This is a genomic window from Pseudescherichia sp. (genome assembly GCF_031998825.1).
In the GTDB taxonomy this organism is placed as follows: domain Bacteria; phylum Pseudomonadota; class Gammaproteobacteria; order Enterobacterales; family Enterobacteriaceae; genus Pseudescherichia.
Genome location: NZ_DAMACX010000038.1, coordinates 1 through 26171, shown reverse-complemented (window position 1 = coordinate 26171; position 26171 = coordinate 1). Strand labels below are relative to the sequence as shown.

At 55.7% G+C, this 26171-nt stretch carries 21 protein-coding genes; 12 read left to right on the top strand and 9 right to left on the bottom strand.

Annotated features, from left to right (window positions below; translation table 11 throughout):
* Window positions 1-85: 85 nt before the first annotated feature.
* Together cytR and priA are read right to left on the bottom strand one after the other, a co-directional pair.
* A complete protein-coding gene (gene cytR / locus RTP97_RS16145) occupies window positions 86-1111 on the bottom strand; it encodes a DNA-binding transcriptional regulator CytR (protein ID WP_312213939.1) in 1026 nt (341 codons plus the stop codon).
* Between the two features lie 157 nt (window positions 1112-1268).
* Complete coding sequence (priA, locus tag RTP97_RS16140) at window positions 1269-3464, bottom strand: primosomal protein N' (protein WP_312415447.1); 2196 nt, start codon at window positions 3462-3464, stop codon at window positions 1269-1271.
* A 206-nt stretch (window positions 3465-3670) separates the two neighbouring features.
* Between priA and rpmE the strand changes: the two genes are divergently transcribed.
* The 4 genes from rpmE to RTP97_RS16120 all read left to right on the top strand — a co-directional run bounded on the left by rpmE (window position 3671) and on the right by RTP97_RS16120 (window position 5413).
* Window positions 3671-3883 carry a 50S ribosomal protein L31 gene (gene rpmE / locus RTP97_RS16135; RefSeq protein ID WP_042394621.1) on the top strand — a complete coding sequence of 71 codons (213 nt, stop codon included), beginning with the start codon at window positions 3671-3673 and terminating at the stop codon, window positions 3881-3883.
* 251 nt (window positions 3884-4134) lie between these two features.
* Entirely contained in the window at window positions 4135-4599 is a 465-nt protein-coding gene (locus tag RTP97_RS16130; RefSeq protein ID WP_312415444.1) for an STM2901 family protein, read from the top strand.
* Window positions 4593-4910 carry a DUF1493 family protein gene (locus RTP97_RS16125; protein WP_312415441.1) on the top strand — a complete coding sequence of 106 codons (318 nt, stop codon included), beginning with the start codon at window positions 4593-4595 and terminating at the stop codon, window positions 4908-4910. Before RTP97_RS16130 ends, RTP97_RS16125 begins: the two co-directional genes overlap by 7 nt.
* Window positions 4911-4927: 17 nt before the next feature.
* Window positions 4928-5413 carry an Hcp family type VI secretion system effector gene (locus RTP97_RS16120; protein ID WP_312415438.1) on the top strand — a complete coding sequence of 162 codons (486 nt, stop codon included), beginning with the start codon at window positions 4928-4930 and terminating at the stop codon, window positions 5411-5413.
* 34 nt (window positions 5414-5447) lie between these two features.
* Here RTP97_RS16120 and RTP97_RS16115 read toward each other — a convergent pair whose 3' ends face one another.
* Window positions 5448-6320: an ABC transporter six-transmembrane domain-containing protein gene (locus RTP97_RS16115; RefSeq protein ID WP_312415436.1), complete on the bottom strand. Its 873-nt coding sequence runs from the start codon at window positions 6318-6320 to the stop codon at window positions 5448-5450.
* A gap of 89 nt (window positions 6321-6409) precedes the next feature.
* Here RTP97_RS16115 and RTP97_RS16110 point away from each other — a divergent pair, with 89 nt between their 5' ends.
* On the top strand, window positions 6410-6994 hold the full coding sequence (locus RTP97_RS16110) for a TetR/AcrR family transcriptional regulator (RefSeq protein WP_312415435.1): 585 nt from the start codon (window positions 6410-6412) through the stop codon (window positions 6992-6994).
* Window positions 6995-7084: 90 nt separating this feature from the next.
* On the opposite strand, the gene metJ is transcribed toward RTP97_RS16110, so the two are convergent.
* On the bottom strand, window positions 7085-7402 hold the full coding sequence (gene metJ / locus RTP97_RS16105; protein WP_007369220.1) for a met regulon transcriptional regulator MetJ: 318 nt from the start codon (window positions 7400-7402) through the stop codon (window positions 7085-7087).
* 275 nt (window positions 7403-7677) lie between these two features.
* On the opposite strand from metJ, the gene metB reads away from it, so the two are divergent.
* Both metB and RTP97_RS16095 read left to right on the top strand, forming a co-directional pair.
* Entirely contained in the window at window positions 7678-8838 is a 1161-nt protein-coding gene (gene metB / locus RTP97_RS16100) for a cystathionine gamma-synthase (RefSeq protein ID WP_312415432.1), read from the top strand.
* Window positions 8839-8840: 2 nt separating this feature from the next.
* A complete protein-coding gene (locus RTP97_RS16095) occupies window positions 8841-11273 on the top strand; it encodes a bifunctional aspartate kinase/homoserine dehydrogenase II (protein WP_312415431.1) in 2433 nt (810 codons plus the stop codon).
* 41 nt (window positions 11274-11314) lie between these two features.
* Here RTP97_RS16095 and RTP97_RS16090 read toward each other — a convergent pair whose 3' ends face one another.
* Window positions 11315-12433 (bottom strand): cytoplasmic protein, encoded by a 1119-nt coding sequence (locus RTP97_RS16090; RefSeq protein WP_312415429.1) that lies wholly within the window; start codon window positions 12431-12433, stop codon window positions 11315-11317.
* Window positions 12434-12566: 133 nt separating this feature from the next.
* Here RTP97_RS16090 and RTP97_RS16085 point away from each other — a divergent pair, with 133 nt between their 5' ends.
* Window positions 12567-14126 carry a bifunctional UDP-sugar hydrolase/5'-nucleotidase gene (locus RTP97_RS16085; protein ID WP_312415427.1) on the top strand — a complete coding sequence of 520 codons (1560 nt, stop codon included), beginning with the start codon at window positions 12567-12569 and terminating at the stop codon, window positions 14124-14126.
* Between the two features lie 38 nt (window positions 14127-14164).
* Here RTP97_RS16085 and RTP97_RS16080 read toward each other — a convergent pair whose 3' ends face one another.
* A complete protein-coding gene (locus tag RTP97_RS16080) occupies window positions 14165-15634 on the bottom strand; it encodes an aryl-sulfate sulfotransferase (protein WP_312415425.1) in 1470 nt (489 codons plus the stop codon).
* Between the two features lie 302 nt (window positions 15635-15936).
* On the opposite strand from RTP97_RS16080, the gene metF reads away from it, so the two are divergent.
* From metF to RTP97_RS16065, 3 genes are all read left to right on the top strand, one after another.
* Window positions 15937-16827, top strand: coding sequence for a methylenetetrahydrofolate reductase (metF, locus tag RTP97_RS16075; protein ID WP_312415423.1), 891 nt, complete (start codon window positions 15937-15939; stop codon window positions 16825-16827).
* Window positions 16828-17016: 189 nt separating this feature from the next.
* Entirely contained in the window at window positions 17017-19197 is a 2181-nt protein-coding gene (gene katG, locus RTP97_RS16070; RefSeq protein ID WP_312415420.1) for a catalase/peroxidase HPI, read from the top strand.
* Between the two features lie 183 nt (window positions 19198-19380).
* Window positions 19381-19878, top strand: coding sequence for a hypothetical protein (locus RTP97_RS16065; RefSeq protein WP_312415416.1), 498 nt, complete (start codon window positions 19381-19383; stop codon window positions 19876-19878).
* A 196-nt stretch (window positions 19879-20074) separates the two neighbouring features.
* On the opposite strand, the gene RTP97_RS16060 is transcribed toward RTP97_RS16065, so the two are convergent.
* The 3 genes from RTP97_RS16060 to argE form a co-directional block, all read right to left on the bottom strand.
* Window positions 20075-21805: a phosphoethanolamine transferase CptA gene (locus RTP97_RS16060; RefSeq protein WP_312415415.1), complete on the bottom strand. Its 1731-nt coding sequence runs from the start codon at window positions 21803-21805 to the stop codon at window positions 20075-20077.
* Window positions 21806-21945: 140 nt separating this feature from the next.
* Complete coding sequence (gene ppc / locus RTP97_RS16055) at window positions 21946-24597, bottom strand: phosphoenolpyruvate carboxylase (RefSeq protein WP_312415413.1); 2652 nt, start codon at window positions 24595-24597, stop codon at window positions 21946-21948.
* A gap of 236 nt (window positions 24598-24833) precedes the next feature.
* The gene (gene argE, locus RTP97_RS16050) at window positions 24834-25985 is read right to left on the bottom strand and encodes an acetylornithine deacetylase (protein WP_312415410.1); all 1152 of its coding nucleotides are present in this window, start codon (window positions 25983-25985) and stop codon (window positions 24834-24836) included.
* Window positions 25986-26073: 88 nt separating this feature from the next.
* On the opposite strand from argE, the gene RTP97_RS16045 reads away from it, so the two are divergent.
* Window positions 26074-26171 (top strand): hypothetical protein (locus RTP97_RS16045; protein WP_312415483.1); only part of this gene is annotated, 98 nt, incomplete at its 3' end.

Below are 26171 nucleotides of genomic sequence, written 5' to 3'. Positions count from 1 at the left end.
CGCTGTATTCATTCGTTTATTGGTCCGTCATGTTACTTAAGCGACGGGACTTTGACCAGACACGGAAGTCTGAAAGCCGACGCTGTTACGTAAGCGCCTGTGTCGACCCTCGGACGATTAATTCGCACTCCAGCAGGCGGGATCCGCTGCTCACTGTCTGGCCATGTAGCTGATCCAGAAGCAATAGCATCGCCTCGCGGCCAATCTCAAAGCGCGGCTGGGCGACCGTCGTCAGCGGCGGATCGCAGAATTGGGAGAGCGAAATATTATCGAAACCAATGATAGACAGATCCTGAGGAATCTTCAGACCCTGCCGTTTTGCGCAGGAGAGCGCACCGAGCGCCATCACATCGCTGTGGCAGAATACCGCCGTAGGCGGCTTCGGCAGCGCCAGCAGCTGCTCCATGGCGCTGCTTCCCGCCTCGTAGGTGAAGTTGCCCCGGGCGATATAGTGCGGATCGACGGTAATACCGGAGCGGCGCAGTGCCTGGACGTAACCCTGCAGACGGTAGTGACACAGCGGCATCTCCTCCGGCCCGGCGATGCAGCCAATCCGCTGATGCCCCTGCTCCAGCAGGTAGTTAACGGCGTTAAATGATGCCGTCAGGTTATCGATGTGCACCGTAGGCAGCTCCAGCTCCGGCGCGAACTCGTTGGCCATCACCATCGGCGGCAGGTTACGCTGCTCCTCAATACTGGCGTCGAACGGCAGACGCGACCCGAGCAGCAGCATACCGTCAATCTGCTTGGTGATGATCAGATCGATGAACGTCTTCTCCTGCTGATTCTGGTGGGCGCAGTCGCCAATCAGAACCAGATAACCCTGCTCGGCCGCCGTCACTTCAATACCGCGAATGATTTCGCTGAAAAAGGGATCGCAGATGTCCGGCACGATGACCAGCAGCGTGCGCGACTCGTTGCGCTTAATGTTGCGCCCCATCGCCTGCGGCAAATAGCCTACCTCCAGCGCCGCCTGCTCAACGCGGTTACGGGTCGCCTGGGAGACTTTATCCGGGTTCATCAACGCCCGGGACACGGTTGCCGTCGAAACCTTCGCTTTCTGGGCAACATCTTTCATGGTCGCCGCAGCAACCTCTTTCTTAACCTTCACCTTTTCTCCTCGCATGCCTGGCATAAGCGCAGGCGCATCCCTTATGTGCGACATTACCCACATTTTTAGCAGATCGTTTATCAGTACGGTTACAGTATTTTCAGGAAAATTGTGATGAAGGCTAAATTTTTCGATCCCACTCGCATCCCTGACCCCGTTAACCCTCAATGGGATCCACGTCTAACACCCACTTCACCTTGCGCGCCTCCGGCAGCGTATTAATCAGCGCCAGCGCGCCGCTGACGATATGCTGCAGGCGAATACGCGAGGGGTGCTGAAGCAGCAGCTGCCAGCGGTAGCGGCCGCCGCGCTTCGGGGCAAGGGCAGGCACCGGACCGAGCAACCAGAGGTGGCTATCCACCAGCGGGCTGGCCTGGAGCAGATTGCGCAGCTGCTGCAAAAAGAGCGGGGCCTGCTGGTTGTTATGATCTTCCGCGCGGATGATGACGTGGCTGGTCCACGGCGGCAGCTGGAGCGTCTGCCGCTCTGCCAGCGCCTCCTCGGCAAAGGCGTCGTAGCCTTTATAAAGCAGCGTTTGCAGAAGCGGGTGCTCAGGATGGTGCGTCTGTAAAATCACCTCGCCCTGCTTGCCCGCCCGTCCGGCACGCCCGGAGACCTGAGTGTAGAGCTGGGCGAAACGCTCGGCAGCGCGGAAGTCGGCCGAGAAGAGCGCTCCGTCGACGTCGAGCAGCGCCACCAGGGTGACGTCCGGGAAATGGTGTCCCTTTGCCAGCATCTGCGTGCCGATCAAGATACGCGCGCCGCCGCGATGCACTTCTGCCAGATGCTGCTCTAGCGCCCCTTTGCGGCTGGTGGTGTCGCGATCGATACGTGAGATCGCCACGCCGGGAAAGAGGGGGGTTAGCGCCTGCTCAAGCTGCTCGGTGCCCAGCCCCACCGGGACCATATGCGTGGAGCCGCAGGCGGGGCACTGGCGCGGCACCGGACGCTGACTGTCGCAGTGGTGACAGCGCAGCTGGTGCTGGGCCTGATGCAGCGTGTAGTAGTGATCGCAGCGCGGGCACTCGGCTATCCAGCCGCAGTCGTGGCAGAGCAGCGCCGGAGCAAAGCCGCGACGGTTGAGGAACAGGATCACCTGGTTATTGGCCTGCAGGTGCTGGCGCATCCGGCTAATTAATGCCGGGGAGAGGCCCGCCTGCAGCTGCTGGCCCTTGAGATCGAGCACGTGCTGGTTGGCCGGTCGGGCGTTGCCTGCCCGGCGAGTGAGGCGCAGCAGGCGGTATTTCTTCTGCCGCACGTTGTGCAGCGTCTCCAGCGCGGGAGTAGCCGAGCCGAGGATAATCGGGATCTGCTCGCTGTGGGCGCGGTAGACCGCCAGATCGCGGGCGTGGTAGCGCCAGCCTTCCTGTTGTTTGTAGGAGCTGTCGTGCTCCTCATCGATCACGATGACGCCAAGATTTTTAAACGGCGTGAACAGCGACGAGCGGGTACCAATCACAATCGCCGCTTCGCCGTTGCTGGCCTTCAGCCAGCTGCTCAGGCGTTCGCTGTCGTTCAGCCCGGAGTGGAGCACCTCTACCGGGGCGTTAAACCGCTCCCGGAAGCGGGCAATGGTTTGTGGTGTCAGGCCGATCTCCGGGACCATCACCAGCGCCTGTTTGCCCTGGGCAAGGATATTCTCCAGCACGCTCAGGTAGACCTCGGTCTTCCCGGAGCCGGTAACGCCCGCCAGCAGCCAGGCGGAGAAGGTGTTGGCCTCGCTGTGAATGGCTCCCACGGCCGTGGCCTGCTCGGTGTTGAGCCGCAGGCGCTCGCCGCTGACGGCATAGCCTTCACGCCAGTCGCGGGGGACGGGCGCTTCGCTGTTCAGCTCGCACAGTCCTTTGCTGCGCAGCGCCTGTAGCGCCGCGTCGTTAAATTCGAGTTCGGCCACCTGATGCCGCCAGATCTTCCCCTGGCGCAGGGCGGAGAGCGCCTGCTGCTGCTTTGGCGAGCGCTTGAGGCTGTTGATATCCACCGCCTGGCCCTGCTCTGTCGCGAACCAGTACCAGAGCGGTGCGGCGCTGGCGGGTTTCCCCTGGCGCAGCAGCACGGGCAGGGCGTGAAACAGCACGTCGCCCAGCGGATGATGGTAATACTCCGCCGCCCACAGCAGCAGTCGCCAGACCGAAGGAGAGAACACCGGCTCGCTGTCCAGTACCTCCACCACGCTCTTTAGCTCGGCCAGAGGCAATTCGCTGCTGTCGCTTACCGAGACCACGACGCCCACCCGCTGCTGCTTGCCGAACGGCACGCGCACGCGGCAGCCCGCACGGGCAGACAGATCGGCGGGCAGCAGATAGTCAAAGGTGCGGGGCAGCGGGACGGGTAGGGCAACGTGAGCAACGGGCATTTTTTTATCCATGCACTTGAAACTGGCGGGATAGTATACACATTGTGAGAAGGCAGATGCGGATCTGTTTGCATCCGGCGGTTAATTTCTGTATGATTCGCCGCCTTTGGTGTTGCATTCTGCCGCCAAAGCTAAAATTAATTATCTCGCATGGTGTCCGGCGTTAGGGTCGGAAGAGCGATGCGGCCTTAACTGAGGTTTCTCCCATGAAAAAAGGTATTCACCCGAATTACACTGCGATTACTGCAACCTGTTCTTGCGGTAACGTGATCAAAACTCACTCCACCGTGGGTCACGATCTGAACCTGGACGTGTGCGGCGCATGCCACCCGTTCTACACTGGCAAGCAGCGTGACGTTGCTACCGGTGGCCGTGTTGACCGCTTCAACAAGCGCTTCAGCATCCCAGGCAGCAAGTAAGTCGCTGCTTAGAAAAAACCGCCTCCGGGCGGTTTTTTTGTGCCCTTTTATAGGCAACAACATTATATATGTTTATATAAATTACTATAATTCATTAATATTACTTATAATAAAAAGCGCTCCCGTCTATATAAAATGATGCAAATCAATAAAGCACATTATTTCAGAGGCTTAATAGTACATTTCGGATACTGATAAATGCCAATAGGTTGTAATCTTCAGGTGTGTCGAGAGCAAACCCTGAGGATTATATGGATACGGTAGAGGAGTTAAATGGGACATACTTTTATGCTGGAAAATCTAACCTGACAGCCAGCGAATTATTCTTTATGATATTTTGTGAGAACGTAGTTTCTCAATTGGGTCTTGGAGTAGTAGATTTCGGTGCCGTTGTTGCTCTTTTTTCTGGGGTGAATAATTTAACGACACGTACTAAACCCCAGGGGGCAATTAAAGGAACATCTTATTCATCTAAAGCAGCCAGAAAAATATTCAAACAGGCCAAATTCCCATTCAATATTAGATTACCAACTTTTATTGGAGGTTATACACCTTCTACTATAAAAATCCGCATGGTAGCCAGAATTGGTACGTTTGTCGGACGTACTGTCCCCGTATTTGGGTGGTTGATTCTGGCTTCAGACGTATCTCAAATTACTTACCGTAGCATTCGTGATTATAATATTATAGCAAGAAACAAGGATAAATTATGGTAGATGATATTGAGAGAAAAGTGCTGGCGTTGGCGAAGCGGCACGATGGGTTTTATCTACTCAAGAATAGAGAGTTAACGCCAGAATCTAGCATCTATTTTGATTTACAGCTTGATCGTGATGAAGCAGAAGATCTAATGGATGATTTCTTTACTGAATTGAAGGTGCTGCGAGGTACGTTTAATATTGAAAGTTATTACCCTGATTTTCCTGTTTCATTTAATCCCTTCAAGAAAAAGATTATCGATATCCCAGATTTTACGCTTGGGATGTTAATAGCGTCTGCAAAGGCGGGCCGCTGGATTTATAGTTAAAAAAAAGGGGTAGTATTATGTCTGTTCCTGTACATTTATGGCTTAAAGACGATGGGGGTGCTGCTATCAATGGCGCATCCGATGTTAAAGATCGCGAAGGAAGCATTGAACTTAGGTCTATACATCATAATTTGACTATTCCCACTGACGATAGCACAGGAAAACTTACTGGGACGAGGCAGCATGCCCCATTTCAGTTTGAAAAAGAGATTGATTCTTCGTCTCCTTACCTTTATCAAGCTGTTGCTACAGGAAAAACGTTAAAGAGTGCGGAATTTAAATGGTATCACATTAATTATGCTGGGCAGGAGGCTGAGTACTTTAATATCCTTCTTGAAGGGGTAAAAGTTATTTCTATAAGTCCTATGATGTTTGATACCCGAAATAGTCCTGGCACGGGGCATATTGAAAGCGTAGCGTTACGCTATGAAAAAATCACCTGGAAAATCGTAGACGGAAATATTCAATATACAGATGCATGGAATGCAAGGCCAACGGTTTAATAAAAGGGGGCGCAAGCCCCTCATTTATCATAGATCAAACCAGCCCCGTGTTAACCCGCTTCCCAATATCGCTCAGCTTCGAGTACTTCTCAAGCAGCTGCGGCGCGTCGTCCAGGCTCATCACGAACATCCACAGGTAGGTCATCACCGAGTAGATGTGGCCCGCTTCAAGATGGGGTCTGAGGGTTAACATGGTTATCGCCATCCCGAACAGCACCGCGCTGCCGATACCGATAGCAAGGTAGCCCCAGGCTTCCCGGTCTGAAAGGCGAATGCGTAGCCGGGCCATCAATAGATAGTGGCGCGTTAGCGTTTGCTCTTTCGCCACCCCGACAAACCCCACCTCTTTTTCCAGCCGGTTATTGAGCCGGAACCAGAGCGCATCGTTAACCTCAACGTAGCGGGGAAGCAGCGCAGCAAACAGCGCCACCATCAGCAGTGCGCCAGCGCCTACCACGGGCTCCAGGGCGAACAGCATCAGCGCCGCGCCGACGATAGAGATCGCCGAGGTCACCAGCACTGGCATATGGGTCTCAAAGAAATCCACAAACTCGCGGGAGAGGGTGACGCGAGCCGCTACGGTGGAGTGCGCCTGTTGATGACTGCGCTGATGCAAGATGACCGGCACGGCAAGCTGGGCGTAGATACGCGAGAAGGTGCGCGTGTCCACGCTGCGCCGGGCCGCGCCCACCGCCCACATGCCGAGTACGATGAGGGCATAGACCAGCGCCTTATGCAGGTTGCCCGCCATCATGGCATTGATGGCAAAGCCAGCAAACAGCGGATAGGTGATGAGTAAGATGTTCTCGGCGAGCACAAGGGAAAAGGTCCAGATCAGCTTTTTCGCATGGAGAACGGTGAGCTGGCGCAGGGTGCCCCAGGCCGTTGAGGATGATGTTTGCAGCATGGCGTTTCTCGGATAACATAGGAAATAGAGCGATCGCTCTATTTGCGACAAACTTACTTGAGCAGTCGCTCAAAGTCAACAAGGTGAGTATGACCCGACAACCAACTGAACAGCGACGTGAGGCAATTCTCTCTACGGCTATCGCGCTTTTTCGTAGCAAAGGATTGCTGCAAACATCGACCCGGGACCTGACCGAGGCGCTGGGGATCTCACGCAGCCATATCTATCACTACTTCCCTAACTGGCAGGCGCTGTGTCTGGCCGCGCTGGAGCACTATATGCGCCAGGATCTGCATGAGGCGGAAGCGGAGCTTGCTGCAATGCAACCGGAAGCTGCTTTGAAACGACTCACCGAGTGGTTTTTACCGGACGATGTTGATCCCGACTGGCTGATCTATGGCGATGCCTGGCAAATTGCTGCCCGCGACGAGGCGTACAAGGCGCTGGCGCAAAGAGTCACCGTGGAGTGGAATAGCCTGATTGAGCAGGTTATTACCCGGGGATGTGACGTAGGCGTGTTTCATTGCCACAGCGTGGCGCAGACAGCCCGGCTGCTTGGCGGCGCCATTAACGGCTATGCCGATATGGTCTCACTTGAACCCAATGCGCGCAGCCGTCAGCAGGCGCTGGCGGATATTGATACCTTAATCAAGGTGCTGTTGCAGCCGACATAAGCCCGGCGGCATTCCACTTGCCGGGCTTAAGAGAGAGTGTGATTTTGTAGGCCGGGTCAGGCGGCAGCCGCCACCCGGCGTATCATGCTATTAGTATTCCCATGTGTCCGGGTCGATGCCCAGCTCGCGCATGATAACCTTTGCCTCTTCTGGGATTTCGTCGCTGCGCTCTTTGCGCAGGTCTTCATCATTTGGCAAAGGCTGGCCGGTGAACGCATGCAGGAACGCTTCGCACAGCAGCTCGCTGTTCGTGGCGTGACGCAGGTTGTTGACCTGACGACGGGTGCGTTCATCGGTGAGGATCTTTAACACCTTCAGAGGAATGGAAACCGTAATTTTTTTTACTTGCTCACTCTTCTTACCGTGCTCAGCGTAGGGGCTGATATATTCGCCGCTCCATTCAGCCATGAGATACCTTAATCCTCTTTCTCATTAATAAATGGCCAAAACCCGACTAAACGCAGGGACAGGGCCGTAATCTCGCGTAGTTTACCGTAGAGACGCCACCGTGACACGGAGTATTGGCTCCGTAGATGTGCGCTAATGCAGATAATTTTAACGGCTATTCCCGGTTTGCTCAATCTATACGCAAAGAAGTTTAGATGTCCAGATGTATTGACGTCCATTGTCACAATGCTATTCTGTGGCCTGATTTTTCATCCATTAAGCCAGGAAGCCTTCACATGACGCGTAAACAGGCCACCATTGCAGTGCGTAGCGGATTGAATGATGACGAGCAGTACGGCTGCGTTGTCCCGCCGATTCATCTCTCCAGCACCTATAATTTCACTGATTTCAACGAGCCGCGCGCTCATGACTACTCCCGCCGTGGCAACCCGACGCGCGATGTCGTCCAGCGTGCGCTGGCGGAGCTGGAAGGCGGTGCGGGTGCGGTGCTGACCAATACCGGCATGTCCGCTATCCACCTGGTGACCACGGTCTACCTGAAGCCTGGCGATCTGCTGGTGGCCCCGCACGACTGCTACGGCGGTAGCTACCGTCTGTTTGACAGCCTGGCGAAGCGCGGCTGCTACCGCGTTCTCTTTGTCGATCAGAACGATGAGCAGGCCCTGAAGGCGGCGCTGGCTGAGCAGCCGAAGCTGGTGCTGATCGAAAGTCCAAGTAATCCATTGTTGCGCGTCGTGGATATTGCGAAAATCTGTCAGCTGGCTCGTGAAGCCGGTGCCGTGAGCGTGGTGGATAACACCTTCCTCAGCCCGGCGCTGCAAAACCCGCTGGCGCTGGGGGCGGATCTGGTGCTGCACTCCTGCACCAAGTACCTCAACGGCCACTCCGATGTGGTAGCGGGTGTGGTGATTGCCAAAGAGGAAGCGACCGTCACCGAACTGGCATGGTGGGCGAATAATATTGGCGTAACCGGCAGCGCGTTTGATAGCTACCTGCTGCTGCGCGGTCTGCGTACGCTGTCGCCGCGCATGGAAGTGGCCCAGCGTAACGCCCAGGCGATCGTCGAGTTCCTGAAGACGCAGCCGCTGGTGAAGAAGCTCTATCACCCGTCGCTGCCGGAGAACCAGGGCTACGAGATTGCAGCCCGCCAGCAGAAAGGCTTCGGCGCGATGCTGAGCTTCGAGCTGGACGGCGATGAGCAGACGCTGCGTCGTTTCTTAAGCGGCCTGTCGCTGTTTACGCTGGCGGAGTCGCTGGGCGGGGTTGAGAGCCTGATCTCTCATGCTGCCACCATGACGCACGCGGGCATGGCCGCCGAAGCGCGCGCTGCTGCTGGCATCTCCGAGACGCTGCTACGCATCTCGACCGGTATTGAAGATGGTGAAGATTTAATTGCCGATCTGGAAAATGCATTCCGGATCGCAGCCAAGGGGTAAACATGAGTGTGATTGCGCAGGCAGGGGCGAAGGGTCGTCAACTGCATAAGTTTGGTGGTAGTAGTCTGGCGGATGTGAAGTGTTACCTGCGTGTCGCCGGTATCATGGCGGAGTATTCGCAGCCTGGCGATATGATGGTGGTCTCGGCCGCCGGCAGCACCACCAACCAGCTGATCAGCTGGCTGAAGCTCAGCCAGACCGACAGGCTCTCTGCGCATCAGGTTCAACAGGCGCTGCGCCGCTACCAGTCCGAGCTGATCGGTGGCCTGCTGCCGCCGGAGCAGGCGGATGGGCTGATAAGCGAGTTTATCCACGATCTGGAGCGTCTTGCAGGCCTGCTCGACGGCGGCATTACCGATGCGGTCTATGCCGAGGTAGTAGGGCACGGCGAGATCTGGTCCGCGCGCCTGATGTCCGCCGTGCTTAATCAGCAGGGGCTGAATGGCGCCTGGCTGGATGCGCGGGAGTTTCTGCGCGCCGAGCGCTCTGCTCAGCCGCAGGTTAACGAAGGCCTCTCTTATCCGCTGCTGCAACAGCTGATGGTGCAGCACCCTGGCAAACGGCTGGTGGTGACCGGCTTTATCTGCCGCAATGATGCGGGCGAAACCGTACTGCTGGGCCGTAACGGCTCCGACTACTCGGCGACGCAGATTGGCGCGCTGGGCGGTGTCTCCCGCGTGACTATCTGGAGCGACGTGGCCGGGGTCTACAGCGCTGACCCGCGTAAGGTCAAAGATGCCTGTCTGCTGCCGCTGCTGCGTCTGGACGAAGCCAGCGAGCTGGCCCGCCTGGCGGCACCGGTACTCCATGCCCGCACGCTCCAGCCGGTCTCCGGAAGCGATATCGATCTTCAGCTGCGCTGTAGTTACAACCCGGAGCAAGGCTCTACCCGCATCGAGCGCGTGCTGGCATCCGGAACGGGCGCACGCATCGTCACCAGCCATGATGACGTCTGCCTGATTGAGTTTCAGGTGCCGCCGAGCCAGGACTTCAAGCTGGCGCATAAGGAGATCGACCTGATCCTGAAGCGCGCCCAGCTGCGTCCGTTAGCGGTAGGCGTGCATACCGACCGCAACCTGCTTCAGCTCTGCTACACCTCGGAAGTGGTCGACAGCGCCCTTAAGCTGCTCGACGAAGCCGGGCTGCCGGGCGAGCTGCGCTTGCGCCAGGGATTAGCGCTGGTGGCGCTGGTTGGCGCGGGGGTATGCCGTAATCCGCTGCACAGCCACCGCTTCTGGCAGCAGCTCAAGGGTCAGCCGGTGGAGTTTATCTGGCAGTCCGATGACAGCATCAGCCTGGTGGCGGTGCTGCGCGTTGGCCCCACCGAAAGCCTGATCCAGGGCCTGCACCAGTCGCTGTTCCGCGCCGAGAAGCGTATCGGCCTGGTGCTGTTCGGCAAGGGCAACATTGGTTCACGCTGGCTGGAGCTGTTTGCCCGCGAGCAGAGTGCGCTTTCCGCCCGCACCGGCTTTGAGTTTGTGCTGGCCGGGGTAGTGGACAGCCGCCGCAGTCTGCTGAGCTATGATGGGCTGGACGCCAGCCGTGCGCTGGCCTTCTTTAATGACGAGGCGGTGGCGCATGAAGAGGAATCCCTTTTCCTGTGGATGCGCGCGCATCCCTATGACGATCTGGTGGTGCTGGACGTCACCGCCAGCGAGCAGCTGGCCGATCAGTACCTCGACTTTGCCAGCCACGGTTTCCACGTTATCAGCGCTAACAAGCTGGCCGGCGCGAGCACCAGCGACAAGTATCGCCAGATCCACGATGCCTTCGAGAAAACAGGCCGCCGCTGGCTCTATAACGCTACCGTGGGCGCAGGCCTGCCGGTGAACCACACCGTGCGCGATCTGATCGACAGCGGTGACTCGATTCTCTCTATCAGCGGCATCTTCTCCGGCACGCTCTCCTGGCTGTTCCTGCAGTTTGACGGCACGGTGCCCTTCACTGACCTGGTCGATCAGGCCTGGCAGCAGGGGCTGACCGAACCGGATCCGCGTGTCGACCTTGCTGGCAAGGACGTGATGCGCAAGCTGGTGATCCTCGCCCGCGAGGCGGGGTACGATATCGAGCCGGATCAGGTGCGCGTTGAGTCGCTGGTGCCTGCCGGGTGTGAAGAGGGGTCGGTGGATCACTTCTTTGAAAACGGCGATGTACTGAACGAGCAGATGGTACAGCGTCTGGAAGCGGCACGGGAGATGGGCCTGGTGCTGCGCTACGTGGCACGCTTTGACGCCAACGGCAAAGCGCGCGTCGGCGTAGAGGCGGTGCGTCCCGAACATCCGCTGGCGGCGCTGCTGCCGTGCGACAACGTTTTCGCCATTGAGAGCCGCTGGTACCGCGACAACCCGCTGGTGATCCGTGGGCCGGGTGCGGGTCGTGACGTCACTGCGGGCGCTATTCAGTCGGACATTAACCGTCTGGCGCAGCTGCTGTAGTCATTAATCGTTGAATGCGGTGAAACGAAGTTTTACCGCACTCAACGCAGGAGTGAATTATATTTGCTGGCCAAAACGCTTATGATGTCGGTGACGCGGGCCGCAGAGAACTGAGCGCTCTGCTGAAACGCCGGCTGCTGCTGTAGCCAGGCAGTAAAACGTCGGCTGGCCGCCAGGTTTAGCGTCGCGCCCTTATCCTGAGCGCCACCTGCCAGCAGGCAGACCATTTTCCGATTATTTTCCTGCCCCCAGATCTGCCACTGGTTTTGCCACCATCCTTGATTTATTTTGCCCAATAGCTGCCAACATGCCGGACACGCCTCGTCATCTATCTCCTCATCAATAAACCACAGCGATGCGAGACGATAACGAAACAGCTCTGCCCATGCGGTGATCGCTGCGCCGCGCAAAAAACATTCGTGGGCAACGAGGTGTGTTTTAACGTCCGGAAACAGGAGCCGTAAGACACGAAAATGACCATGCGCAGTAATAACCGGGCGGAGGATGGCGCCATGAGCATTGCGCTTCATGGATGCTGCTCCGTACTGGATTTCATCAAACTGGCTGCGCTGTAAAAATTGCCTTTCTCTTAGCGAAACGCGCTGAATAATATCTTTATATTCAGGCTGAGCGCATAGGGTCCCTTGCCAGCGGTAGTGCAGGGATAAGCCTGCCTGATGGGGAGTGAAATTACTGGAAGTATGAATAACGTTGCCGCTTACAGAATCGAAGCTTAACAAAAAATAGAGTTGTTGATTGGCGCGCGCGCCCTGAAAAGGGACGATAAGCGGAATGGTGCATATGGCTTCTGGCGCAGGCGCTGATTTCAGACGCTGCTTTTTAGGCGTCCAGACTTTTTTACAGTGTTGGCATTGAATGCGCTGTGTCCCTTTGGGGTTATGCCCATAGTGAATAATAGCGGTTTGATAGCAGCGCGGGCAAAAATGGCCGTGCTCTTTGGCATATCGCGATAAACAGACTGATACCCAGCGTTGGAATGCGTTACCGTTAAATAACGGAGAGTAACTCCCGCATGCCCGGCAATGGAGAGCGGGATAACCCAATCGATAATCAGGCCAAATATAATCCGGCGAGGATGCCAGCCCTAAATTACGACAGCCAGCGGTTTTACAGGTATTAATAGTAAATAAAGAGAACATAGCGCCACCAACGATTTAAAAGCATTGTTGATTTTCTCGCGTAACTATCAAGAATGGGTGTGACTGCTTTCACATAAAAAAGCGCTTCACAACGTAATGTAGCGGTGCTTTATATGACAGAAAGGAGCTGTTTATGAAAGTCAACGTAATTGCTGCCGGTGTTTTGCTGACGCTGCCCCTGTGGGCATGCGCTAAAGATGTCACCATTATCTATACCAACGATCTCCATGCTCATGTCGAACCCTATAAAGTACCGTGGATTGCCAATGGTCAACGTGATATTGGTGGTTGGGCTAATATCACTACGCTGGTTAAGCAGGAGAAAGCCAAAAACAGAGCGACATGGTTCTTTGATGCTGGCGACTATTTTACCGGCCCGTATATCAGCAGCCTGACCAGGGGCAAGGCTATTATCGATATAATGAATACCATGCAGTTTGATGCCGTTACAATGGGCAATCATGAATTTGACCATGGCTGGGACAACACGCTATTACAGCTTAGCCAGGCGAAATTCCCGGTGGTGCAGGGTAATATCTTCTATCAGAACAGCAGTAAGATGTTGTGGGATAAACCTTATACCATCATTGAAAAAGATGGCGTGAAAATAGGCGTTATCGGCCTGCACGGTAAATTTGCATTTAACGATACGGTGTCTGCTTCAACGCGCGTCGGCATTGAAGCGAGGGATGAGATTAAATATCTGCAGCGTTATCTGAATGAGTTGAAGGGTAAAGTCGATCTCACCGTGGCACTGATTCATGAAGGCGTACCAGCGCGCCAATCCAGCTATGGCAGCACCGATGTGCGTCGGGCACTGGATAAAGACGTTCAGACCGCAGGTCAGGTGAAAGGGCTGGACATTCTTATTACCGGACATGCCCACGTCGGAACGCCTGAGCCGATAAAAGTCGGCAAGACGCTGATCCTTTCAACCGATAGTGGGGGGATTGATGTCGGCAAGCTGGTGCTGGATTACAAAGAGAAGCCACATCAGTTTACGGTGAAGGATTTTACGCTAAAGACTATCTATGCTGATGAGTGGACGCCGGATCCACAAACGAAGCAGGTCATTGATGGCTGGAATAAACAGCTTGATAACGTTGTACAGCAGACGGTAGCCGAGGCGCCGGTTGAACTGACCCGAGCCTATGGCGAGTCCTCGTCTCTGGGCAACCTGGCCGCTGACGCGCTTATGGATGCTGCTGGCAAAAATACCCAACTGGCATTAACCAATTCGGGTGGGATACGCAACGAAATTCCAGCGGGCGCGGTAACGATGGGAGGCATTATTAGCACTTTCCCATTCCCTAATGAGCTGGTAACAATGGATCTAACCGGACAACAACTGCGCAGTTTAATGGAGCACGGCGCTGGTTTGAGCAACGGCATATTACAGGTTTCTAAAGGGCTGGAGGTGCAGTACGACAGCAGTAAACCGGTAGGTCAGCGGGTAACAGCTCTGACGCTAAACGGCAAGCCAATAGAGGATGCCGCCGTCTACCATATTGCCACCAATAGCTTCCTGGCCGACGGCGGCGACGGCTTCGCAGCATTTACCGAGGGCAAAGCGCGGAATACATCTGGAGGCTACTACGTCTCTAATGCCGTCGTAGACTACTTTAAAGCAGGCCACACGGTGACTGACGAGCAGCTCAAAGGTATGCGCGTCAAAGATATAAAAAAATCATGATAGGTTGCCGGCCTGAAAAGAGGCCGGCTTTTTTCTCGCTAACGTTGGGCTGTCGCGATAAGACAGGTAAGCTCGTCTGAGCTAAATAGGCGGGCGCGATAGCTTAATACGCCTGCGGCAAGCGTATCATTGGCCTTAATAAGTATCTCTCCCGACGGGGTGAAGACAAAAAATGTTTTTGATTCGTTCGTGAATAGCGTGTAGTTATCACCATACTCAAAAACGCCTCCCATCCACTGAGTGACCTGATCCTCACCGAAACTGTATTTCGCCACTTGGCTAACGGTTTGCGCCTGAAGATCGACGGCGTAAAACAGAACGTCCAGAGGCGTATATTCCCAGGTGTTTTTATCTTCAGGAGCTTCCATCAGGCGAACAACAGGGTTGCCGTTGGCGTCGAGGCTGGCTTTATTATTGAGCATCGATAGGACAAATTTGCCCTTTGCCAGATCGGTATATTCACTAAATGCAGCGTTAGTGGTCAGGAATACCGTATGCGCCCCGTTTTCATATTCTAAAGAGCCGTCCGTTGGCCAAGCTAAATGGGGCACGATCCCGCCAAAGTCAGGGTTGTAGGATGAGTTGATCGTCCATAAAATATCGCCGTTATCGGGCGAAACGCCAAACGTTACGCTACAGGCGCGTGAATGGACCACAATTTGATTCAGCTCGGGAAGATAGCTGAGTGAGTTCAGATGCACATCGTTGGTATAGCCATTATCGATGATGGTGGTTCCCATAAACTGCTGACTGTAATTACGGCTCCAGACTATCTCACCCGTGTAGTTATTGTATTTAAGCAGGCTGGCATCCTGCTTCGCGGTATTGGTTGAACGATTAGGGTTATCAGTGGCGAGCATATAGATAAACCCTTCTGTATCATTGATCACCTCATGGGTATTGGCATAACGATTACCATCGCTATCAGAGAGGTTAAATTCGTAAACAATACGGCCAAGGATATCAATTTTAAAGAATCGACGGCCATACCACGCCTCATCCTCATGGCTGCCGATATACAGGTAACCATCAATGGCCTGGAGCATCTCGTTGCTGTAGGGCTGCATAAAATACATACGCAGATCGCCGTTTCTGTCGTAGGCGTTAAATTCAGACGTGACCATCCAGCTATTACCCCAGACGTTATTAATCGCTCCGGCCGATTGCTCCTGCAAGGTAATATTAAAGACAGTATCATCGCGATAGTGTTGATGCTCGGTACTGATAGAGATCTCATCTGTAGCAATAAGATTGCCACTCTCATCATAGAAGCGGCAGGTTACCTGATTGTTCCACTGTGGGTATAAGCCGATAACAGGAACCTCTATGGGTTTAGTATGGTTATAGAGCGTATTACCAACGTAATTAAAATCTCCGCTGGCATCTTCTGTTTTACCGTGAACCGTATAGCTAACCATCAGGTCGGTATCAGCTACATAATAGATAAGCGCTGAAAGTTGATTATTATGTGGAGCAATATCAGAACGTAACCTTCTTACAGTAGACATAATAGATCCTTGTTTAATGGTGTGGTCGGTAAAGACAGGGCTGAGAGAGATGCTGCCCCGCTGGTTTCCACATTATTCAAACAAATATCTGGAGCCATACAGGTCATAAATGGTCAGGCATTAGGCAAAATGCGCTCAGAGCATAAGTTGAATTTTTTTCACCTCTCCTGATTATTACTCACTTTTTGTGCTGATTTTTCTGTTGACGCCTGCCCGCTTTTGCGGCATTTTTACATCCAGACGTCTAAATGGATAGATGTTTACAACGCAACAACCAAGACACGCGATTGATGAGGTAAGGTATGAGTTTTTTTCACGCCAACCAGCGGGAAGCCCTGAATCAGAGCCTGGCAGAAGTGCAGGGGCAGATTAACGTATCCTTTGAATTTTTCCCGCCGCGCACCAGTGAAATGGAACAGACCTTATGGCACTCCATCGATCGCTTAAGCAGCCTGAAGCCGAAGTTTGTCTCGGTGACCTACGGTGCAAACTCCGGCGAGCGCGACCGCACGCATAGCATCATCAAGGGCATTAAAGATCGTACCGGGCTTGAGGCCGTGCCGCATCTGACCTGTATCGACGCGTCCCGTAACGAACTGCGCGCTATTGCCCAGGACTACTGGAACAACGGTATACGCCATATTGTGGCTCTGCGCGGCGATCTGCCGCCAAACGGCGGCAAACCGGATATGTACGCTGCCGATCTGGTTGCCCTGCTTAAAGAGGTCGCCGATTTTGATATCTCTGTGGCTGCCTATCCTGAAGTGCATCCGGAGGCAAAAAGCGCCCAGGCGGATCTGCTGAATCTGAAACGTAAAGTCGACGCCGGTGCGAGTCGGGCGATCACCCAGTTTTTCTTCGACGTTGAGAGCTATCTGCGCTTTCGCGACCGCTGCGCGGCAACCGGCATTGATGTCGAGATCATTCCAGGCATTCTGCCGGTCTCTAACTTCAAGCAGGCGAAGAAGTTTGCCGACATGACCAACGTGCGTATCCCTTCCTGGATGGCGCAGATGTTTAATGGCCTCGATGACGATGCCGAAACCCGCAAGCTGGTAGGGGCAAGCATCGCCATGGACATGGTGAAAATCCTCAGCCGCGAAGGGGTGAAGGATTTCCACTTTTATACCCTAAACCGCGCCGAAATGAGCTACGCTATCTGCCACACGCTGGGCGTGCGTCCGGCACTGTAAAAACCGCTTCGGCGGTTTTTTATTGTCCAATTGATATGGGTGATGAATGCTATTGTCAGCATCCATATCTGCCACTTAATTACTAATAAAAACAGTCGGATTTAACTATCAAATCTGTGGATGAATTCAACTATCTCTCATCAAGAGTGGTGTATATCGTAACGGTAAAACCATATTGGGAGCAGATAGATGAGTGCATCAGACGATATCCACAACACACTTTCCACAGGCAAATGTCCGTTTCACCAGGGCGGCGCCGATCGCAGCGCCGGGGCGGGGACAACCAGCCGCGACTGGTGGCCGAAACAGCTCCGCGTTGACCTTCTGAGTCAGCACTCAAACCGCTCTAATCCGCTGGGCGAAGACTTTGACTACCGCAACGAGTTCAGCAAACTCGACTACTCCGCGCTAAAAGGCGATCTCAAAGCGTTGCTAACCGATTCACAGCCGTGGTGGCCTGCGGACTGGGGTAGCTACGTTGGCCTGTTTATTCGTATGGCATGGCACAGCGCGGGAACCTACCGCTCTATCGACGGTCGCGGCGGCGCAGGCCGGGGCCAGCAGCGTTTTGCACCCCTCAACTCCTGGCCTGATAACGTGAGTCTGGACAAGGCCCGTCGTCTGCTGTGGCCAGTTAAGCAGAAGTATGGCCAGAAAATTTCCTGGGCCGACCTCTTTATCCTCGCCGGTAACGTGGCGCTGGAGAACTCCGGCTTCCGCACCTTTGGTTTCGGTGCCGGGCGTGAAGATGTATGGGAGCCGGATCTGGACGTTAACTGGGGCGATGAAAAAACCTGGCTGAAGCATCGTCACCCCGAAGCGCTGGCAAAAGCGCCGCTGGGCGCAACCGAGATGGGTCTGATCTACGTTAACCCGGAAGGTCCGGACCATAGCGGCGAGCCGATCTCGGCCGCTGCGGCCATTCGTGCCACCTTCGGCAACATGGGGATGAATGACGAGGAGACCGTGGCGCTGATTGCAGGCGGTCACACGCTGGGCAAAACCCACGGTGCGGCGGCGGCCACGCACGTCGATGTCGATCCTGAAGCCGCGCCTATCGAAGCGCAGGGTCTGGGCTGGAGCAGCAGCTACGGCAGCGGCAGCGGTGCGGATGCCATCACCTCCGGGCTGGAAGTGGTCTGGACGCAGACGCCAACTCAGTGGAGCAACTACTTCTTTGAGAACCTGTTCAAGTATGAGTGGGTGCAGACCCGCAGTCCGGCGGGCGCGATCCAGTTTGAAGCGGTGGATGCCCCGGAAATTATTCCCGATCCCTTCGACCCGGCGAAAAAGCGTAAGCCCACCATGCTGGTGACCGACCTGACGCTGCGTTTCGATCCCGAGTTCGAGAAGATCTCCCGTCGCTTCCTGAACGATCCGCAGGCTTTCAACGAAGCCTTTGCCCGGGCCTGGTACAAGCTGACGCACCGTGATATGGGGCCAAAAGCGCGCTACATCGGCCCGGAAGTGCCAAAAGAAGATCTGATCTGGCAGGACCCGCTGCCGCAGGCAATCTTTAACCCTTCACAGGACGATATTGCCAGCCTGAAGGCTGAGATTGCCGCCTCTGGCCTCTCGGTAAGCGAGCTGGTGTCGGTTGCCTGGGCTTCTGCCTCGACCTTCCGCGGTGGCGATAAGCGCGGCGGTGCGAACGGTGCGCGTCTGGCGCTGGCTCCGCAGCGTGACTGGGAAGTCAACGCAACGGCGGCTCGTGTCCTGCCGGTACTGGAGGCGATTCAGCGCACGGCAAACAAGGCGTCGCTGGCGGATATTATCGTTCTGGCTGGGGTGGTCGGCGTTGAACTGGCGGCAAAAGAGGCAGGCGTTGCTATTGATGTGCCGTTCGCACCGGGTCGCGTGGATGCTCGCCAGGATCAGACCGATATCGATATGTTTGAGCTGATGAAGCCGATTGCCGACGGTTTCCGTAACTACCGCACGGCGCTCGACACCTCGACCACGGAGTCGCTGCTGATTGATAAAGCGCAACAGCTGACGCTGACCGCGCCGGAGCTGACGGCGCTGGTAGGCGGCCTGCGCGTGATGGGAGCTAACTTCGACGGCAGCCAGCACGGCGTCTTTACCCAGCGCGTAGGCGTTCTCACCAATGACTTCTTTGTTAACCTGCTGGATATGCGCACCGAGTGGAAGGCGACCGATGATAGCTCTGAGCTGTTTGAGGGGCGCGATCGCCTGAGCGGTGAGGTGAAACATACCGCTACCCGTGCCGACCTGGTGTTTGGTTCTAACTCCATTCTGCGGGCGCTGGCGGAAGTGTATGCCAGCAACGACGGCCACGAGAAGTTCGTGAAGGATTTTGTCGCCGCATGGGTGAAGGTGATGAATCTCGACCGTTTCGATCTGCGCTAAACGCTACGTATGACAATCCCCGCAAAAGCGGGGATTTTTTTGCCCGGCGGCGCTACGCTGGCACGGGCCTACAAAAGAAACCCTCCTCTGTGAATGCCTTCTTCTTCATCTTATTGCGCTGCATCTAAAAGAAAGACCCCTCGGGAAATTAAGATATGCCCATCATTTTCGATGGAGAGTCTTATGGCGAAGGGAGATGACGCCTTGCAGGATGCGATCGGGTTTTACACTCAGCAGATCTACCGTATCGCCAGTGCTGGCAAGAAAATCATGCAGGAGGAATGGGATCGTCCGCTGTTTACCTATCTGCTAACCAGAAAGCAATTCAACCAGCTTAATGTCATTTGCAAGGTAAACGGATGGCCGCACCAGACATGTCAGGGTATCACGATCTATCCGCGTCACATCCAGCATATACTGGCATCGCGCGCTGGAGATGGGTTGAACTGGGTACAGGTAGCAGAGCTAATTAGCGCATCGTTTAGCACGTGCAGCGAGATTGCTCTGAATAAAGACCGAAACATGCAGAGCGTGATGTTGAACGCTTCCAAAAGGCTGTCGAGTATTAAAGGGCAGGCATACTACGGCATGGCAATTTTACAGGTCTCTGAAAATGATTTGGCCCCGGTAACTGCGTATCACGCAACCGAGGCCAAGATCAAAGCTATTAAGAAAAAATAGCATGTAATAAATGGAGGTACGCCACCCTGGACGACTCTCCGCAACTCAATGCGAATAAATCCCTTGTCCAGCGTTCTCCTCATCGGTCCGCCTTACGGCGGTCTGCATGGCATCGGCGATTTTCCATGCGTCACTCATTACAGTATCCAGTGTATTGTACAATACAGCGCTATTCAACCATTGGTTGTGTGCCTTTTTAATTACTCTGCTGTACGTCTAACGGCAGGGCATCATAGTCGTGTAGGGCGTTTTTCTTATACGGATTACCAATCCAGCGCGTGGCCTGCACAAACTGCGGGCTGGCGATCGACCGGGTGGGATCAAAGCCGTCGTAGCGCAGCCCTGCCAGATCGGACCAGGTGTGGATCAGCTGCGAGCTACTGTATTTGCGGTCAACGTCGGCGGCCAGGTCGCGCGGGTGCGCCTCCTGCCAGGACGACGAGGTCCACAGAATAAACGGGATAGTGTACATATGCCGCGTCGGGGCCTCTTCATTACGCCCCTGAATGTTATGCGGCGGCGTGTCGTAGACCTCTTCCCCATGATCGGAGAAGTAGAGCAGGAAGCCGTTGGGATCGGTGGCTTTGTAGTCGTCGATCAGGCTGGCCAGCACGTGGTCATTGAAGCTGTTAGCGTTGTCGTAGTCGTTATACGACGCCAGCTGCTCCGGGCTTAGGCCTGCCGGTGCGCCCTCGGTTTTGCCATCAAAAGTGTTCCACTGTTGCGGATAGCGGTAGGCGTATTTGATATGGGTACCCAGCAGATGCACGATGATGAACTTCTTCGGTGCAGGATCGGCCAGCACCTTCTTAAACGGATCCAGCACGTTGGTGTCGTACTCGCGCGCGCTCTGGGTGCGCTGCTGGTTCATATAGAACTGCTTGTCCGTCTGCTGTGAGAACACCGTCAGCATGGTATTGCGTTCGGTCATGGTCTGCTGATTGGTGATCCAGAACGTCTTGTACCCGGCCTGCTTCATCATGTTCATTAGCGACGGTTTGGTCAGGTAGAGATCCGGGTTTTTCTCGTCGGCAAAGGTCAACGCCTGCTGCAAAATCTCAATGGTGTAGGGGCGCGACGTCACTACGTGATTGAAGACCGTCAGGTTCTTGTCGGTTTTATGCATCTTATCCAGCTCCGGCGTGGTTTCACGCGGGTAGCCGTAGAGGCTCATATGGTTACGCTGCGTTGACTCGCCAATCAACAGCACCAGCGTACGTGGCGCGTTGCCGGAGCTGTCCTGCAGGTTCGCCAGCGGCGGCAGGGCGCTGTTGCTGGTTAACAGCCTGGTCAGGCTCGCCAGCTGGTGGCGATATTCAACGTAGCCCGAGACAAACTGCCATGGGGCGGCGGGCTCAAGACGGCCCGAGAGGCTGATCAACGCGCGTTTGACGCTCTTCTTCTGAACCAGCACCTTATGTGCGAGTGGGTTAACGATCAGCCCATAGAGGATGGCAACGCAGACCAGCCAGCGCCACGGCGTCGGAACCGTGACCGGGCGCAGGCGTGTCCACAGGAAGATAGCCACCGCCGTATAGCCCAGCGCCACCAGCACCAGCTTCAGGCTAAAGTACTGGCTCAGGAACTCGCTGGCCTCGCTGGCGTTGGACTCAAACATGACGTACAGGACGCTCTGAGAGAACTCCTGGCCGTAAATAACGTAATAGCCCAGCGCAGCAAGCGAAGGAAGCCACAGGAGCACGCCAATGACGGCCGCCGTGATGCGGATCTGTCGGGGGAAAAGCAGCAGCGGAATAAGCCACAGGGAGCTAAAGAGCAGCGAGTCACGCAGACCCGTGGTGCCGCTATAACCCGTGATGATAATGGCTACCTGCAGGACGGAAGAGAAGTAGCAGACGTAAAGCAAGGCCCATAACAGGGCAGCCCAGCTAAAAGCGGCCTTCGCCGGAGAGGATGTGGGGAGCATAACAAAAACGTGCCTTATCAAAGTCGCTGGAGTAGCGCGCAGAGATTAAGCAGCGTTGCTTAAGTTAACCTTAACGAGGCGGGGATAACAAAATAGCCGCTTCCCCCACCCGATTGCAGGGGAAGCGGAGAGGGCAGGCGTTAACCGGTGTTACGCATACCGGCCGCAACGCCGGCAATGGTCACCATCAGCGCCTGCTCCACGCGCGGATCCGGCTCTTTACCTTCCTCTTCTGCCTGGCGCGAGCGGTGCAGCAGCTCGGCCTGCAGCACGTTGAGCGGATCGGTGTAGATGTTACGCAGCTGGATAGACTCGGCAATCCACGGCAGATCGGCCATCAGATGCGAGTCGTTGGCGATGGCCAGCACCGCCTTGATATCCTCTTCCAGCAGCTGGCGCAGCTCGCTACCCAGCGGCCAGAGCTCCTGTTTAACCAGGCGGCGGTCGTAGTAGTCGGCCAGCCAGAGGTCGGCTTTGGCAAAGACCATCTCCAGCATCCCCAAACGCGTGGAGAAGAACGGCCAGTCACGACACATGGTCTCCAGATCGCTCTGTTTACCCTCTTTCATCACCTTTTGCAGCGCGGCACCCGCGCCTAACCAGGCAGGCAGCATCAGACGGTTCTGCGTCCAGGCGAAGATCCACGGAATAGCGCGTAAAGATTCAACGCCGCCGGTGGCACGGCGCTTCGCCGGACGCGAGCCGAGCGGTAGCTTGCCCAGCTCCTGCTCCGGGGTGGCGGAACGGAAGTAGGGAACGAAATCTTCATTTTCACGTACGTAGCCGCGATACATCTCACAGGAGATATCCGACAGTTCGTCCATGATGTGGCGCCACTCCTCTTTCGGCTCCGGCGGCGGCAGCAGGTTGGCTTCCAGAATGGCGCTGGTGTAGAGCGACAGGCTGCTGACGGTGACTTCCGGCAGACCGTACTTAAAGCGGATCATCTCGCCCTGTTCGGTTACGCGCAGGCCACCTTTCAGGCTGCCCGGCGGCTGAGAGAGCAGCGCCGCGTGGGCCGGTGCGCCGCCGCGGCCGATGGACCCGCCGCGACCGTGGAACAGCGTCAGCTCAATGCCGGCTTTTTCACAGGTCTTGATCAGCGTATCCTGCGCCTGATACTGCGCCCAGGAAGCTGCCATCACGCCCGCGTCTTTCGCCGAGTCGGAGTAGCCGATCATCACCATCTGCTTGCCCTGAATAAAGCCGCGATACCAGTCGATATTCAGCAGCTGGGTCATCACATCGTTGGCGTTATTCAGGTCGTCGAGGGTTTCAAACAGCGGCGCAACCGGCAGAGCAAAGGTAATTCCGGCCTCTTTCAGCAGCAGATGCACGGCCAGCACGTCGGACGGGGTTTTCGCCATTGAGATGACATAGGCGGCAACGGAGCCTTGCGGCGCATCAGCGATCGCTTTACAGGTGTTGAACACTTCGCGGGTTTCGTTGCTTGGCTCCCAGCTGCGCGGCAGTAGCGGACGCTTAGAGTTCAGTTCGCGGATAAGGAATGCCTGCTTGTCGGCTTCAGACCAGCTTTCGTAGTCGCCAATGCCGAGATAGCGGGTCAGCTCGCCCAGCGCTTCGGTGTGGCGGGTGCTCTCCTGACGGACGTCGATACGCACCAGCGGCACGCCAAAGCACTTCACACGACGCAGGGTATCCAACAGCTCGCCGTTGGCGATGATGCCCATCCCGCAGGCCTGGAGTGATTTATAGCAGGCGTAGAGCGGCTCCCACAGCTGCTCGTTCTGGCTAATCAGGCCAGCCGGTTTCGGCAGGCGCTGGCCCTTCAGGCGCGCTTCCAGCCAGGTCTGGGTCGCCATCAGCTGGCCACGTAGGCCCTTCATCAGATAGCGGTACGGCTCGCTTGCGCCCGCTTCGCCAACCAGCTCGCTCAGTTCATCGGTACACTCCACCATCGACAGCTCGGAGATAAGCACCTGAATATCTTTCAGGAACAGATCGGTGGCTTTCCAGCGGCTCAGCAGCAGCACGTGGCGGGTGATCTCTGCAGTGACGTTCGGGTTACCGTCGCGGTCGCCACCCATCCAGGAGGTAAAGCGCACCGGGACAAAATCCACCGGCAGCTTATAGCCGAGGTTCTCGTCCAGCTGCTCGTTCAGCTCGCGCAGGTAGTTCGGCACGCCTTCCCAGAGGCTGTTTTCCACCACCGCAAAACCCCACTTGGCTTCGTCAACCGGGCTTGGGCGGTGCTTACGGATCTCGTCGGTATGCCAGGACTGGGCAATCAGCTGGCGCAGGCGGCGCATCAGCTGGTTGCGCTCGTAATCGACGATCTCTTTGTTATCCAGCTGCTTAAGGCAGTTGTTGACCTCGACCATCTTGTGGATCAGAGTGCGGCGGGTGATCTCTGTCGGGTGCGCGGTCAGCACCAGCTCCAGCGACAGCGACTCCACCGCTTTTTTAATGGTGGCTTCATTGAGATCGGGCTGATCCTTCAGCTTCCTGAGGGTGCGGGCAATCACTTCCGGGTTGCTGGCCGCTTCGCCCTGCGGCGAAATGCTGTGGTACTGCTCGGCAGTATTTGCCAGATTCAGAAACTGGCTAAAGGCGCGGGCCACCGGCAGCAGTTCGTCATTCGACAGATTTTGCAGCGTGGTGAGCAGCTCCTGGCGGTTAGCTTCGTTGCCAGCGCGTGAGGATTTAGACAGCTTACGGATCGTTTCAACGCGATCGAGAATGTTCTCTCCCAGCGCCTCTTTGATGGTCTCTCCCAGCAGCTTGCCGAGCATACTGACATTACTACGCAAAGCGGAATATTGTTCGTTCATGTTAACCCAGACACCCCATCTCAATTTTAAATGCCCTGTATCTGAAACCTGCCGGACATTTTTCTCAGTTGTTCTTTATAAAGCCACGTAAAAACCCGTGCGTCAATTGCGGCGAAATCGGTTCAGCAAACGAATAAACGTGCGTAATTTACGAAATTTAATTCGCTTTGAAGTAAATAAGTAGAACTTATGGTAAGAGCGATTTTTTACCCTCTCCCGCAGGAGAGGGCAGCGCGTTAGTGCCAGCAGAAGTGGTGCACAACCTGGGTAATCAGCTCCCGGGTAGGCTTAATAAAACGCGTCTCCAGATACTCATCCGGCTGGTGTGCCTGATTAATGGAGCCAGGGCCGAGCACCAGAGTCGGGCAGAGCGTCTGGATAAACGGCGCTTCGGTACAGTAGTTCACTACGTCGGTTTTTGTGCCGAGCAGCTTCTCCACCACCTGCACCAGCTGGTGATCCGGCGGGCATTCGTAGCCCGGGATGGGCGGATGCAGCTCGGCGACGTTCAGACGCCCCGGCCAGCGCTCGCTCACCGGTGCCAGCGCGTCGTTCACCAGACCGTTGAGATCGTTTAGCGTCATCCCCGGCAGCGGACGAATGTCCATATGCAGCTCGCAGCAGGCGCAGATGCGGTTTGAGGCATCGCCGCCGTGCAGGCTGCCGAGGTTCAGCGTCGGGTAAGGTACCGTGAAGGCCTCAAAGTGATAGCGCTCTTTCAGGGCGTCGCGCAGCTGCATCAGGCGGCCAATGGCATCGTGCATCAGCTCGATAGCATTGACGCCGCGCGCCGGATCGCTGGAGTGGCCCGACTGACCCAGCACCCGTACCGCCGTGGAAATATGGCCCTTGTGGGCGCGAATCGGCTGCAATGACGTCGGTTCGCCAATAATGGCGCAGTCCGGACGAATCGCGGTGTTTTCAGAGAAGTAGCGCGCCCCCGCCATGCTGGTCTCTTCGTCGGCAGTCGCGAGGATGTAGAGCGGCTTTTTCAGCTTCGTTACGTCCACGTCACGCAGCGCATCAAGAATAAAGGCGAAGAAGCCCTTCATGTCCGCCGTGCCGAGGCCGTAGAGCTTGTTGTCGTGCTCGGTCAAAGTGAAGGGGTCGCGGGTCCAGCGGCCATCGTCAAAAGGCACCGTATCGGTATGTCCGGCCAGCAGCAGGCCACCTGCACCCTGGCCAATGCTGGCCAGCATGTTGAATTTATTGCGCGTGTCCGGCACCGGCTGGATCTCTACGTTAAACCCGAGGTCGCCAAACCACCCGCCCAGCAGATTGATTAAAGACGCATTGCTCTGATCCAGCGCTTCTTCCGTGGCGCTGATCGATGGCGTGGCTATCAGGGCGCGGTAGATCTCGATAAATGGCGGTAAATTCATTTTCATTGTTGACACACCTTAGGTCGTGATAGTATCAATATTCATGCAGTAAATGTGAATAAAAATACATTAACGTTGAGCATAAAGGAACCCGATGTTGAATACGCTGATTGTGGGCGCTAGCGGTTATGCGGGCGCAGAGCTTGTAAGCTACGTGAATCGCCATCCTCATATGACCATAACCGCTTTGAC